Source organism: Bradyrhizobium betae (genome assembly GCF_004123905.1).
GTDB classification, from domain to species: domain Bacteria; phylum Pseudomonadota; class Alphaproteobacteria; order Rhizobiales; family Xanthobacteraceae; genus Bradyrhizobium; species Bradyrhizobium betae_A.
This window is the reverse complement of sequence record NZ_MZXW01000033.1, coordinates 94931-107341: the sequence shown is the minus strand read 5'-3', so window position 1 is coordinate 107341 and position 12411 is coordinate 94931. Positions and strand designations below refer to the sequence as shown.

The following is a 12411-nucleotide window of genomic DNA, read 5'->3' as shown; positions in this document are numbered from 1 at the left end:
TCCAATGGCAGACGACACAAGCTCGATACATCGGCCGTTCGATCCCCGCAGCACATGGGCAAAACTGTCCCCGGCGGAACGCAGCGCCGCCTATGACAACAACGCGGCGGTCAAGAACAGCGCAGAGTTGATTGCTGAGCGCAACGAAGCTTCGGGACGGCTGCGGGCCACGCTGAAATCCCATCTCGACCTTCCTTACGGCGAGCGCGCCAACAACAAGATCGACCTCTATCCGGCCGCGAAGCCCGATGCGCCATGCCTGGTGTTCGTGCATGGCGGCTATTGGCAGCGCAATTCCCGCGAGCTGTTTGCCATGCTCGTCGAGGGCGTCGCGGCGCATGGCTGGTCGGTCGCCATTCCCGGCTATTCGCTGGCGCCCGAAGTGTCCCTTACCGACATCGTCGCCGAAATCCCGCGCGCGCTCGACTGGCTTGCCGCACACGGTGCAGCCTATGGCATTGCCGGGCCGGTCGTGCTGTCGGGCTGGTCAGCCGGCGCCCATCTCGTTGCGATGGGGCTGGACCATCCACGCGTCCATGCCGGGCTCGCGCTATCGGGCGTCTACGATCTCGCGCCGATCCGCGATACCGGCCTCAACACCGCGCTGAAGCTGACGGATGAGGAGATCGCTGAGCTTTCGCCGCTTCGTCTGCCCGTGACGCAGAAGCGGCTCGACATCGCCTATGGCAGCAACGAGCTGCCGGCGCTGGTCTGCGATTCAATCGCTCTCCACGACAAGCGCGCGGCCGCGAACGCGCCCGGCAAGCTCATCCCGGTCGAAGGCGCCGACCATTTCACCATTCTTGAGGCATTGCGGCGCCCCGACGGCATTCTGGTCGACGCCATCAGGCACTTGCTGGACTGATGCCATCATCGCACCGATCGACGCTCCGGCACCTCGATCCAGATCTGCTCTCCCGTGATGCGGATCGGATAGAGCCGCAATGGCGGGCCCGGCCATCCCGCCGTGATTGCCCCGTCACGTAGATCGAATGATGCGGCATGGCGCGGGCAGAACAGGCGCTTCTCCGCGACATGCCCAAGACCGAGATCGGCCTGTTCGTGCGGGCACGCGCGTTCGCAGGCGACGACATCGCCCTCGTTCCAGATCACGAGCAAATCGCGGCCGGCAACGCGAACGATCGTCTCTGCCTTCAACCGACTGAGATCGCAGACCGGAATCCACCCCGGTTCGTCCGGATCATCCACCGAGATAGGCTTTCCGCACATGCTCGTTCTCGATCAGTTCGAAGCCTGCGCCTGACAGCACGATGCGGCCGCTCTCAAGCAGATACGCATGATCGCACATCTCCAGCGCAGCAAACGCGTTCTGCTCGACCAGCAGCACCGTGGTGCCGGCATCGCGAATGCCGCGAATGATCGCAAAGGTGCGCTCGACGATGTTGGGCGCGAGCCCGAGCGAGGGCTCGTCGAACATGATCAGCCGCGGCCGCGACATCAGCGCGCGCCCGATCGCCAGCATCTGCTGCTCGCCGCCGGACAGCGTGCCCGCCGCCTGCTTGCGCCGCTCGGCGAGCCGCGGAAATTCCCTGTAGATGCGATCGCGATCGGCCGCGATCTCGCCTGACCCGCGACGGAGGTAAGCCCCCATGTCGAGATTTTCCTCGACGCTCATATGCGGAAACACGCGCCGGCCTTCCGGACAATGCGCGATGCCGCTGGCCAGCACGCGCGGCGGCTTCGCCCCGGTGATGTCAGTACCTTCGAACCGCATTTGTCCTGAGCGCGGCGGCACGAGCCCGGAAATCGCGCGCAACGTCGTGCTCTTGCCGGCGCCGTTGGCGCCGATCAGGGCGACAAGCTGCCCGGCCTTGACGTCGAGCGAGATGCCGCGCAGCGCGGTGACGCCGCCATAGCCGCACACCATGTCGCGGATTTCAAGCACGCGCCGCTCCATGTCCGAGATAGGCCTCGATCACGGCGGGATCGTTGCGGATCACATCGGGCGTTCCTTCCGCGATGATGCGGCCGTAGTTGAGCACCACGATGCGGTCCGAAACCGTCATCACCATCGGCATGTCGTGCTCGACCAGCAGAATGGTGATGCCGCGGTCGCGAATGCTGCGGATCAGCTCGACGAAGCGGTGCGTCTCCGAGGCATTCATGCCGGAGACCGGCTCGTCGAGCAGCAGCATCGACGGCTCGGCCGCGAGCGCCAGCGCGACGCCGACGAGACGCTGCTCGCCGTAGGAGAGCGAGCCGGCCAAATCGTGCGCACGGCGTTCGAGACCGACCCATTCGATCAGCTCGCTCGCCCGCTGCCGCAGCTTGCGCTCCGAGGCGCGCGCACCGGGCAGCCCGAGGATGGCGTCGAGCAGCCGGACCCGGCCCTGTCGGTGCAAGCCGATCAGGAGATTGTCGTAGACGGTATCGTTGGGAAACACGCTGGTGCGCTGGAAGGTGCGGATCAGGCCGAGATCGGCGATCTCGTGCGGCTTCAATCCGTTGAGCGCGGTGTCACGATAGGTGACGCGGCCCGCGCTCGGCGTCAGGAAACCGGTCATGACATTGAACGCGGTGGTCTTGCCGGCGCCGTTCGGACCGATCAGGCTGACGATCTCGCCCTCGCCCACGGTAAAGCTCATGTCGGAGATCGCGACCAGCCCGCCGAAGCGGACGGCGACCTGCTCGATCGTCATGGCAACGCTGCGCGCCGTCATCACGCCCGCTCCTCGATGCCGGTCTCAGTGAGCGCAAGCGCCGCCGTCGAGCTCCGCCGCTTCGTCAATCGTTGCGCCAGCGACGGCACGATGCCGCGCGGCAGCACGAACAGGATCGCCATGAGCACACCGCCATAGGCGATCCACTGCGCTTCCGGCGCCATCACCGGACGCAGCGCAACCGGCAGCAGCCCGAAGATCAAACCGCCGACGACGGGACCTGCCAGCGAACCCTTGCCGCCGCTGATCACCATGATCACCATGGTGACGGTGTTGATGAAGGCGAACACCTCGGGGTCGATGATCCGGATGTAATGCGCATAGAGGCTGCCGGCCGCGCCCGCGATCGCAGCCGAGATCACCGCGGCCAGCGTCAGCGTCCTGGTCACATCGATGCCGACGGAGACGGCCAGCGTCTCGTTCTCCATCAGCCCGCGCATGGCGCGGCCGAAATGGGACCGAACGAGGCGTGCGATCAAGAGATAGGCGATCAGCGCGACCACCAGCACGAGATAATAGTTCTGCATCTTGGTGCGCAGCGTCAGCTCACCGAAACCCGGCAAAGGCAGCGCGATGGAGGGAATGTTGGTCAACGCCAGCGGTCCCTGCGTCAGCTCGACCCAGTTCAGCGCCACCAGCCGCACGACTTCGGCAAAGGAGATCGTCACGATGACGAAATAGGCGCCGCGAACCCGGAACGAGAGCAGTCCGACGAAATAGCCGCACAATCCGGCTGCCAGAATTGCGAACACAAGCCCTATGATCGGCGGCCATGGCTCGTGGACCACGCGAAAGCCTCCGGGCAGGCCGACGTCGAAGCCGAGCGATGTCAGCGCGCTCACATAGGCGCCGATCCCGAAGAAGGCGATGTGGCCGAGGCTGAGCTGGCCGGTGAAGCCGAGCAGCAGATTGAGGCTCATCGCGCCGATGACGAAGATTCCGGTCGTGATCAGCGCGTTGAGCAGATAGGGATCGCGCAGCCAGAGCGGCACCGAGGCAAGGGCCGCGACGGCGAGGATGGTGACGACGATCCTCATCCGACGCGCTCCGCGCGCGCAAACAGGCCGGTGGGCTTGAAGATGAGGACCGCGATGATGATCAAAAAACCCATGGCGTCGCGGTAGCCCGATGAGACGTAACCGGCGCCAAGCTCCTCGGCCAGCGCCAAAATGAAGCCGCCGATCACCGCACCGGTGATGTTGCCCAGACCACCGAGGATGACGATGGCAAACGCCTTGACCGCGGCGAGGTCACCCATTTGCGGGAAGATGACGTAGACCGGCCCGAGCAAGGCGCCAGCGGCGGCGGCGAGGCTGGAGCCGATCGCGAAGGTCGAGGTGTAGATCATGTCGACATTGACGCCCATCAGCGAGGCCGTGTCGTGGTCCTGGAACGTCGCCCGCATCGCGCGTCCGAGGCTCGTCTTGTTGATCAGCAGATACGTCACCACGATCAGAAGTGCCGCCGCGGCCAGGACGAACAGGCGCAGCCACGAGACCGAGACCGGTCCGAGCACCAGCGGCGCCTCGGGAAACGGTGTCGTTACCGATTTGGCGACACCGCCCCAGATCCACAGCGTGCCCGACTGCATCGCGATCCAGGCGCCAATCATGACCAGCATCGTGGTGTCGATGTCGGAGCCGCGCAAGGGTCGCAGCAGCGTCAGCTCGATGGCGGCTCCCAGCAGCCATCCGGCCAGCACGGCCACCGGCAAGGCCAGGAAGAAGTTCAGCCCTAGCTGCTGCACCACGATGAACATGATGTAGGCGCCGAACGTGTAAAGCACGCCGTGCGTGAAATTCACGACGTTCATGATGCCGAAGATCAAGGTCAGCCCGATGCCCAGCAGCGCATAAGTGCCGCCGAGCACGAGCATGTTGACGAGATGCTGGAGGAATTCGCTCAAAGCCATTCCCGATTGACCTGCAATACGGCGAGAGCGGCGATGTGCCGCCCTCGCCCTTGGCGCGACGTCAGAGCGTCTTCATCTCGACCTTGCCGTCGTTGATCTCGATGAGATAGACGTTCGGCTGGCTCTGGCCGCTTTCCTTGCCCTCGGGGCCGGACTTGCGGAACACGATGTCGCCGTTCAGCCCCTTGATGTTGATGTCCCAGAGCGCCGCCTTGATCGCAGCCGGCTCGGCCTTGCCCGCCTTCTCGATCGCAGCTGCCGCGGTGCGGATGCCGTCATAGCCGCGGAAACTCTCGGTGCAGCCGGCGAACTCGAAGCCGCGCTTCTTCCATTCGGTGATGAAATAGTTGGTTGCTTCCGGGTTCGGCGTCTTGTCCGGGAACCAGGGCAGGAAGGTGGTCAGATGCATGGTGCCGTTGGCGGCCGCTCCCGCCTGGGCGATGATCTGGTCCGGGTTCTGCGAACCGCCGGTGGTGATGATGCGCTTCTTCAAACCGAGCGCTGCCGCCTGCTTGAAGATCAGCGTGAGCTGGTCGACAGCGGTGGTGACGATGACAGTCTCGGAATCCGAGCTCTTGATCTTGGAGAGCTGCGCGCTCATGTCCTGCGCGCCCTGGTCCATGGTCTCAACGAGACCGATGGTGATGCCCTTGTCCTTCATCATCTTGCTGAAATCCTCGGCGGTGCCGCGGCCCCAGTCGTTGTTGATGACGAGGAAGTCGACCTTCTTGAGCGCGAGCTTGTCGACGATGCCCTTGAACGCGGCTGCCTCGACCGCCGAGGGCGGCGAGATGCGGAAGATGAAGGGATTGCCGGTGGTCGTGATCTTGCCGGAGGACGAGGTCTCCACCACCATCGGCGTCTCGTATTCCATCAGCTTGGGCATCACCGCGAGCGTCAGGCTCGAGCCCCAGGCGCCCATCAGCACCGGCACCTTGTCGCTGGTGATGAGCTTTTCGGCGACGGCGGCAGCTTCCGTCGGGTTGCTCTTGTTGTCCTCGATGACGAGCTCGATCTTCTTGCCGAGCACGCCACCCTTGGCGTTGATCTCGTCGGCGGCGATCTTGGCGCCGTTGACAACGTAGGTGCCTGAAGCAGCGAACGCACCGGTGAGCGGCTCATTGACGCCGATCTTGATGGTCTGCGCCCCTGCCGTGCCGCCGAACAAGGCCGTCGCCAGCGCGATTGTCCCAACCAGTCCGAGTGCTCGTGTCATGTTGTCTCTCCAAATCCCACGCTGTTGATGTCTAGAGCAGTCCAGGCTTCGTCACTTCGCGGCGCCGGCACGCCGATCATTCCGCGCCACCTTTTCCGGTGAAGACGCGGCCAAACATGCGCGCGAGCCGGGCGCGCAGAACGTCCGATGCAATCGACCAGAAGCTGAGCTCGGCCGCCTGCTCCGGCGACGCGCCGGACATGTGTCGGTCGAGATTTCCCGCGAACTCCGCAATCAGGCGTCTGGCGAGATCCCGCACCAGGCCGGGCCGGCCGAATTGCGCCAGCATTCCCGTGAGCGTGTAGCCGATCGACAATTCGACGGCGGTCGCCGCGCCGCCTTCGAGCGGCACGAGGCGGTAACGAATCTCGCCTTGCGTCGCCGAATGGCTGCGCTGGTCGGTGCCGATACCGACGATGCGGCCGGAGAGCGTTGCCGGATCGCGTTCGACGCGCGCGGCCCCCTCGAAGGCCGCCGCGATCGGTCCGAGCCTGACCCGGATCAAACCTACGACGCGCTCGGGCTTCGGCGGTGCCGTCAGCGATACGCCGGGCAAGCAGGCCGCGATGGCTGCGATATCATCGAACATCGCGAATACTTTTGCCGGCGGGTGCGGCAGCGTGAAGCGCTGGTCGAGCACGGTCGCCGGCGTGAAGTCCGGGATTCGCCCCGGTGCGGCACTCTCTGATGCCGGCGCCGACGCCTGCGTCGCGCGCCTCGGCTCGTCTCTGGTGGAAGTGGCCCGCCCCGATCCGGCGGGGCCGAGATGGGTCCGGCCCGCATCGGCCTGCGGCGCGATGTTGCGCGCGCGCCGGGCTTCGATAACCGACTGCACCGCCCGCACGATCCCGACATAACCGGTGCAGCGGCAGAGATTGCCGCTGAGGCCGACGCGAATGCGCCGCTCGTCGGCATCGGGCAGACGCAGCACCAGGTCCCGTGCCGCGACCAGCATGCCGGGCGTGCAATAGCCGCATTGCAGGGCATGCTCCCGGGTGAAGGCCGCGCGCAGCTCGGTCGTGACCTCGTCCTCGTCGAGACCTTCGATCGTGGTGACATCCGCGCCCTCGCAGGCGACCGCATAAGTGATGCAGGACCGCGCCGGCACGCCGTCGAGCAGCACGGTGCAGGCGCCGCAAACGCCGTGCTCGCAGCCGAGATGCGTGCCGGTCAGATCGAGCCTGTCGCGGACGAAATCGGCCAGGCTGGTGCGCGGCTCGGCCGACAGCTCCACCGCGCGGCGATTGACGTGAAGCGCGATCGTGGTCATGCCGCGGCCTCCAGGACGGCGCGCTTGAGCACGCTGACATGGATATGGCGCTGCGCGGCATCGTCGATGCCGGCTTTCGCGAGAAGCGCGTCCGCGACGCGGGTGTCGAAACGCTGCTTGTAGTCGGCCGCAATACGCCCGCCGAACAGCTCCGCGGCCTCGGTCACGACGATCGGCGTCGTGTCGATCGCGCCGATTACGATTCGCGCCGAAGCGGCGGCCGGATCGACCAGCACCGCGCCGATGGCATGGGCGAACTCGCCGGTCTTGCGGCAGCTCTTGGCATAGCCCCAATGAGACGAAACCGTTCGTGCCGGAACATGAACGGACTCGACGATCTCGCCGGCGTGCAGCGCAGATTCAAGGGCGCCGACGACGAAAGCCTCGATCGCCATCATGCGCGCGCCGGCGAGGTTGCGCAGCGTCAGCCGCGCGCCCAATGCCGCGAACGCGGACACCCAGTCCGCGGCGGGATCGGCGTGGCTGAGCGAGCCGCCGATGGTGCCGCGGTTGCGCACCGCGCGATAGGCGATATTGGCCGCGACGGCGCGCATGGCGCCGCGCGTCACGTCGGCCGTGCGTCCGTCCTCGATATCGGCATGGGTGACCAGGGCCCCAAGCACGAGCTCATTGCCGGAAACCTCGGCCCGCTTGAGCTCGGACAGGCCGGAGATGTCGACGATCAGCTCCGGCTGCACCAGCCGCAGATTGAGCATCGGACCGAGCGACTGGCCGCCGGCGATGATTTTTGCGGAGCCGCTGCTTGCGGCCAGCATCGACAGGGCCGCGCTGAGATCGCGCGGGCGCTCGTAGCTGAAGGGCGCCGGCTTCATGCCGCGCTCCTTTCGGCGGCGCGCGCGGCCAGCACGGCCGTGACGACGCGATGCGGCGTGATCGGCGATTGCATCAGCTCGACACCGAGCGGGCGCAGCGCATCGTTGACGGCGTTGGCGATCGCGGCCGGCGGCGCAATGGCACCACCCTCGCCGATCCCCTTGACGCCGAACTGCGTGTAAGGCGACGGCGTCTCCATGTGATCGAGACGCGCGGCCGGGACCTCAGTCGGGCCCGGCAGCAGATAGTCGGCAAGCGTCGTCGCCAGCGGCTGACCGGACGCATCGAACGGCATCTCCTCGTAGAGCGCGGTGCCGATGCCTTGGGCGAGGCCGCCATAGATCTGGCCGTCGACGACGAGCGGATTGACCAGCACGCCGCCGTCCTCGACGATCACATAGTCCAGAATTTCCACCTCGCCGAGATCAGGATCGACCGCGACGAGGGCCGCATGCGCGGCGTAGCTGAAGGTTCCGCTGTCGCGCACGGGCTTGTAGCCTTGGGTGACTTCCAGCCCGCCGGGATCGACGTCCGCCGGCAGGTCTTGCGGGCGGCGATACCAGGTGTGGGCGATCGTCTTCAGGCTGACGCTGCCATTGACGCCGCACACTTCGCCATTCTGCAGCACCACGGCCGCCGGATCGTGCTGCAGCAGCTTTGCGCCGATGCGCAGGGCGCGTTCGCCGAGCTCGCGGCAGGCCGTCGCTACCGCGCCGCCCGCCATCACCATCGAGCGCGAGCCCCAGGTGCCGGTCGAATAGGGCGTCATCGCGGTGTCGCCGAGGATAATGCGGATCTTTGCGACGTCGATGCCGAGCATCTCATGCGCGACCTGGGCGAGCGTGGTCTCCATGCCCTGCCCGTGCGAATGCACGCCGACGCGCAATTCGAGGCCGCCGTCCGGCGTCAGCCGTGCCGAGGCCTGCTCATGGCCCGGCACCATCGGGATGCCCCAGCCGGCATAGACCGAGGTGCCGTGCGCGGCCTGCTCGCAATAGATGGAGATTCCGACGCCGATGCGGCGGCCGTCGGTCTCGCCCAGGCTTTGCCTGGCACGAATGGCATCGATGTTAATAGCGGCCAGCGCGCGGCGCATCGCTTGCGGATAATCGCCGCTGTCAAAGTGCTTCCTGGTGATGTTGTCGAACGGCATCTGCTCCGGCTGCACCAGATTGCGCAGCCTGACCTCACCGGGCTCGAGCCCGGCCTCAGTCGCCACGAGATCGAGCATCAGCTCCAGCGCAAAGCAGACGCCGGTGCGCGCGACGCCGCGATACGGCAGGATCGGGCATTTGTTGGTGGCGACCGAGAAGGTGCGGCAGCGATAGGCCGGCATCTTGTAGGGGCCGGGCAGGATGCTCGCGACCTGCGCGGCTTCGAGACAGGCCGAGAACGGATAGGACGAGTAGGCGCCGGAATCCACGGTCGCCTCGCAATCGATGCCGCGCAGCGTGCCGTCGCGGTCAGCATAGAGCGTGATCTTGTAATGATGCTCGCGGCAATTCGAGCTGGCGATGAGATGCTCGCGGCGATCTTCAATCCAGCGCACGGGATGGCCGCGCTGCATGGTCAGCCAGGACAGGCAGACCTCTTCGGGCAGCAAAATTCCCTTGTGGCCAAAACCACCGCCGACATCGGGAGAGATGACGCGGATCTGGCCCTCGTCCATATCAAGGCATTCGGCAAGGCCGCTGCGCGTGATGTGCGGCATTTGCGCCGCCGAATGCAACGTCAGCTGATCGAGCCGGCGGTCGAACGTCGCGACCACGCCGCGGCCTTCCAGCGGCGACATGCACTGCCGCGCGGTCGAGATCTCGCGCGTCACCTTGATCGGCGCGTCGAGTGCTGCGGAGATATCGACCTCGTAATTGGTCTCCAGGAAGACGTTGTCGCCCCAATGCTCGTGCACCAGCGCCGAGCCGGGCTCGCGCGCCTTCAGCATGTCGGTGATCGCCGGCAGCTCCTCCAGATCCAGCGTCACGGAGGCCGCGATGTCCTCCGCCTCGGCCCGCGTCGGCGCCAGGCACATCGCGACGAGCTCGCCGACCTGGCGCACTTTTCCGGTCGCCAGCACCGGCTGCTCGGAAATCTTGAAGCCTGGCAATCCCGACACCGCACGGATCGGCTTGATGCCGACGAGGTCTGCTGCCGTGAAGACGCTGCCGCGATGGCGCTCGGGCACGTGGATGCCGCGAATCCGCGCATGCGCCATCGGGCTGCGCACGAAGGCGACGTCCTGAAGACCGGCGAGCCTGATGTCAGCGACGTACTGGCCGCGGCCGCGCATCAGACGGTCGTCCTCCTTCCGCGGCAGCCGTGCGCCCACGCCCTGCCCGGACTTTCCAGAAGGAAACTCTCGCTCGTTGCGCAACTCCGCGCCCTCCATCGCCGCCCGGCCTTACGCCGCGACGGCTTGCGGCAGGATCGGCGCGACCGCGTCGAAGCGCGTGCCGGCGCGCAGGCAGAACGCCGGCTGCAGCAGGCGCTCGGCGATCACCTCGTTCTTTTCATTGTCCGTCAGAACAAACCGGCCGTTCTTCTCCGAGAGCACCGAGACGTCGGCGTCCATGCCGACTTTGAGCGCGCCGATCTCCCCGCTGCGGCCGAGCATCTTTGCAGGGTTGGAGGTGACCATCGGCACCACCTGCTCCAGCGACAGGCCAAGCGCCATCATCGAGCTCATCGCTTGCACCAGGCTGAACTTGGCCTGGCCTGCGAACGGATGGTTCTCCTCGTCCTCATGCTGGTCCGGCGTTCCGGCCGGCGCGGGCACGTGGGTGTTGTAGCCGTGGATGTCGGCGCCGAGCGTGGCCGGAACGATGCCGGCGGCGATCGCCTTCTTGGCAAGCCGGTAGGAGAAGTGGCTGCCGTGGCCGACATCGACCTTGAGGCCGCGGTCGAGCGCGGCCTGGATCACGGGATGCACCTCGCCCTCGCGGTTGACGAAGCCGCCGGGATGGCGCGTGAACGGATGAGCGAGCACGTCGCCTTCGCGCAGCAGCGGAATCACGCGCGTGAGGATGGTGTCGGCATCCTCGCCATTGGCACCGCTCTCGGGGAGGCCCCAGAGCTGGCCGAAATGCACATAGACCGGCAGATCGGCGCGCTTGCCGATCTCTGCCGCCATCTCGATGACGCGGATGCCCCAGCGCGCGAAGCCGCCGATCTCGGCATGGGCCTTGATGCCGCGCACGATGTCGAGATTGGCCGTCGCCGCCTTCACCGTCGCATCGATGTCGACGCCATCGGGGCTGTAGAGCTGCGGATAGAAATGTCCCTCGAGACCGCCGACGAGATAGGCCGATAGGAAGGCGTAGACGCGCGTGGCCGAGGGCTCGGCGATGAAATGACGGAAGCCGGGCAGCGTCATGCAGGACGGACCGCCCTGGTCGATCACCGTCGTCACGCCCGACTGCACGCCGACCATGTCGGGGTTCATGCCGAAACGTCCCGAGACATATTGATAGACATGCGCGTGGGTGTCGATCAGCCCGGGCAGCACCAGCTTGCCGCCGACATCGACGACCTCCTTCGCACTCGTGGGCAGGATATCAGGCGCGACCGCCGCGATCTTGCCGTTGCGGATGGCGATGTCCCGGATGCCGTCCACGCCCGAGCCCGGACAGATCACGCGACCGCCTCGCAGCAGAAGGTCGAAGCTGGCTGTGACGGACATGACGGTCTCCTCTCCTCACACGGGCGATTGCCTCGCTCGGGAATTACGAAGCATGCTTCGCATTTCGATATACGAAGTATGCTTCGTATTTTGACAAAAGCAAGCATCATGCCATGATCGGGTGGTGATCAATCGGTGGCGGGCGCACTCGAATCGAGCTAAGCGCGGCAGGTCTTGGGTTGGGAGAGCGTGCATTGCGGCAAGCACAGAAGCGTCGCGGCGGGGGCAAGCACCGCCCCTGGCCATTGTCGCAACGTCCCGGCTATCTGATCCGGCGGCTGCACCAGATTCACGTCGCGCTGTTTCAGGACGCCTGCGGCGCGTTCGAGGTCACGCCGCTGCAATACAGCCTGCTCTCGGCGCTGGCAGTGCGCGAAACCGCCGATCAGACCACTTTGGCGGCCGATATCGCCCTCGACCGGACCACGACGACCGGTGCGTTGAAGCGGCTCGCCGCACGAAACCTGGTCGAGCGCGCCGTCAACAAGGACGATCGCCGCGCGCGCTTGTGCCGCCTGACACCGGCCGGCGCCGCGCTGCTGGTCAAGATCGAGGACGCCGCGCGGCGGGCCCATCGTGCGACGCTCGGCGATCTCAGCGAAAAGGAACAGGCGCTCTTCATCGAAATGATGCAGCGCATCGTGGCCGGCAATCCCAGTCGCGACAGCTCCGCTGCCCTATTCGACTAGAAGCTGCTGCTGCACTTTTGAGTTGGGCTGCTCATTTTATCATCGTACCGCCGCCCGGCCATGCAACGTCCTCCGCTTCTCGCCGACTAGCCGGCGCAGAGGAGCGCTGTATCGAACATGTAGCGGCGAGCCG

At 66.0% G+C, this 12411-nt stretch carries 12 protein-coding genes; 2 read left to right on the top strand and 10 right to left on the bottom strand.

Features of this window, described 5'->3' with window-relative positions:
• The first annotated feature begins 4 nt into the window (after window positions 1-4).
• The gene (locus B5V03_RS24890) at window positions 5-865 is read left to right on the top strand and encodes an alpha/beta hydrolase (RefSeq protein ID WP_129273016.1); all 861 of its coding nucleotides are present in this window, start codon (window positions 5-7) and stop codon (window positions 863-865) included.
• 5 nt (window positions 866-870) lie between these two features.
• Here B5V03_RS24890 and B5V03_RS24885 read toward each other — a convergent pair whose 3' ends face one another.
• The 10 genes from B5V03_RS24885 to B5V03_RS24840 all read right to left on the bottom strand — a co-directional run bounded on the left by B5V03_RS24885 (window position 871) and on the right by B5V03_RS24840 (window position 11589).
• Window positions 871-1230 (bottom strand): Rieske (2Fe-2S) protein, encoded by a 360-nt coding sequence (locus B5V03_RS24885; RefSeq protein ID WP_129273015.1) that lies wholly within the window; start codon window positions 1228-1230, stop codon window positions 871-873.
• Complete coding sequence (locus B5V03_RS24880; protein ID WP_164988259.1) at window positions 1202-1906, bottom strand: ABC transporter ATP-binding protein; 705 nt, start codon at window positions 1904-1906, stop codon at window positions 1202-1204. Before B5V03_RS24880 ends, B5V03_RS24885 begins: the two co-directional genes overlap by 29 nt.
• Window positions 1899-2681 carry an ABC transporter ATP-binding protein gene (locus B5V03_RS24875; RefSeq protein ID WP_164988258.1) on the bottom strand — a complete coding sequence of 261 codons (783 nt, stop codon included), beginning with the start codon at window positions 2679-2681 and terminating at the stop codon, window positions 1899-1901. The genes B5V03_RS24880 and B5V03_RS24875 overlap by 8 nt, the downstream gene beginning before the upstream one ends.
• Entirely contained in the window at window positions 2681-3718 is a 1038-nt protein-coding gene (locus B5V03_RS24870) for a branched-chain amino acid ABC transporter permease (RefSeq protein WP_129273012.1), read from the bottom strand. Before B5V03_RS24870 ends, B5V03_RS24875 begins: the two co-directional genes overlap by 1 nt.
• On the bottom strand, window positions 3715-4587 hold the full coding sequence (locus B5V03_RS24865; RefSeq protein WP_164988266.1) for a branched-chain amino acid ABC transporter permease: 873 nt from the start codon (window positions 4585-4587) through the stop codon (window positions 3715-3717). Before B5V03_RS24865 ends, B5V03_RS24870 begins: the two co-directional genes overlap by 4 nt.
• Before the next feature lie 67 nt (window positions 4588-4654).
• The gene (locus tag B5V03_RS24860; RefSeq protein WP_129273011.1) at window positions 4655-5809 is read right to left on the bottom strand and encodes an ABC transporter substrate-binding protein; all 1155 of its coding nucleotides are present in this window, start codon (window positions 5807-5809) and stop codon (window positions 4655-4657) included.
• A gap of 76 nt (window positions 5810-5885) precedes the next feature.
• Window positions 5886-7079: a xanthine dehydrogenase family Fe-S subunit gene (locus tag B5V03_RS24855; RefSeq protein WP_129273010.1), complete on the bottom strand. Its 1194-nt coding sequence runs from the start codon at window positions 7077-7079 to the stop codon at window positions 5886-5888.
• Window positions 7076-7912: an FAD binding domain-containing protein gene (locus B5V03_RS24850; RefSeq protein ID WP_129273009.1), complete on the bottom strand. Its 837-nt coding sequence runs from the start codon at window positions 7910-7912 to the stop codon at window positions 7076-7078. The genes B5V03_RS24855 and B5V03_RS24850 overlap by 4 nt, the downstream gene beginning before the upstream one ends.
• A complete protein-coding gene (locus B5V03_RS24845) occupies window positions 7909-10299 on the bottom strand; it encodes a xanthine dehydrogenase family protein molybdopterin-binding subunit (protein ID WP_129273008.1) in 2391 nt (796 codons plus the stop codon). The genes B5V03_RS24850 and B5V03_RS24845 overlap by 4 nt, the downstream gene beginning before the upstream one ends.
• Before the next feature lie 12 nt (window positions 10300-10311).
• A complete protein-coding gene (locus B5V03_RS24840; RefSeq protein ID WP_129273007.1) occupies window positions 10312-11589 on the bottom strand; it encodes an amidohydrolase/deacetylase family metallohydrolase in 1278 nt (425 codons plus the stop codon).
• Between the two features lie 194 nt (window positions 11590-11783).
• On the opposite strand from B5V03_RS24840, the gene B5V03_RS24835 reads away from it, so the two are divergent.
• Window positions 11784-12278 carry a MarR family winged helix-turn-helix transcriptional regulator gene (locus B5V03_RS24835; protein WP_245502335.1) on the top strand — a complete coding sequence of 165 codons (495 nt, stop codon included), beginning with the start codon at window positions 11784-11786 and terminating at the stop codon, window positions 12276-12278.
• Window positions 12279-12411: the final 133 nt, after the last annotated feature.

Coding starts and splice junctions, on each gene's coding strand:
- B5V03_RS24885 (WP_129273015.1), bottom strand. CDS start 1,230: ATGTGCGGAAAGCCTATCTCGGTGGATGATCCGGACGAACCGGGGTGG.
- B5V03_RS24850 (WP_129273009.1), bottom strand. CDS start 7,912: ATGAAGCCGGCGCCCTTCAGCTACGAGCGCCCGCGCGATCTCAGCGCG.
- B5V03_RS24890 (WP_129273016.1), top strand. CDS start 5: ATGGCAGACGACACAAGCTCGATACATCGGCCGTTCGATCCCCGCAGC.
- B5V03_RS24870 (WP_129273012.1), bottom strand. CDS start 3,718: ATGAGGATCGTCGTCACCATCCTCGCCGTCGCGGCCCTTGCCTCGGTG.
- B5V03_RS24840 (WP_129273007.1), bottom strand. CDS start 11,589: ATGTCCGTCACAGCCAGCTTCGACCTTCTGCTGCGAGGCGGTCGCGTG.
- B5V03_RS24855 (WP_129273010.1), bottom strand. CDS start 7,079: ATGACCACGATCGCGCTTCACGTCAATCGCCGCGCGGTGGAGCTGTCG.
- B5V03_RS24845 (WP_129273008.1), bottom strand. CDS start 10,299: ATGGAGGGCGCGGAGTTGCGCAACGAGCGAGAGTTTCCTTCTGGAAAG.
- B5V03_RS24860 (WP_129273011.1), bottom strand. CDS start 5,809: ATGACACGAGCACTCGGACTGGTTGGGACAATCGCGCTGGCGACGGCC.
- B5V03_RS24875 (WP_164988258.1), bottom strand. CDS start 2,681: ATGACGGCGCGCAGCGTTGCCATGACGATCGAGCAGGTCGCCGTCCGC.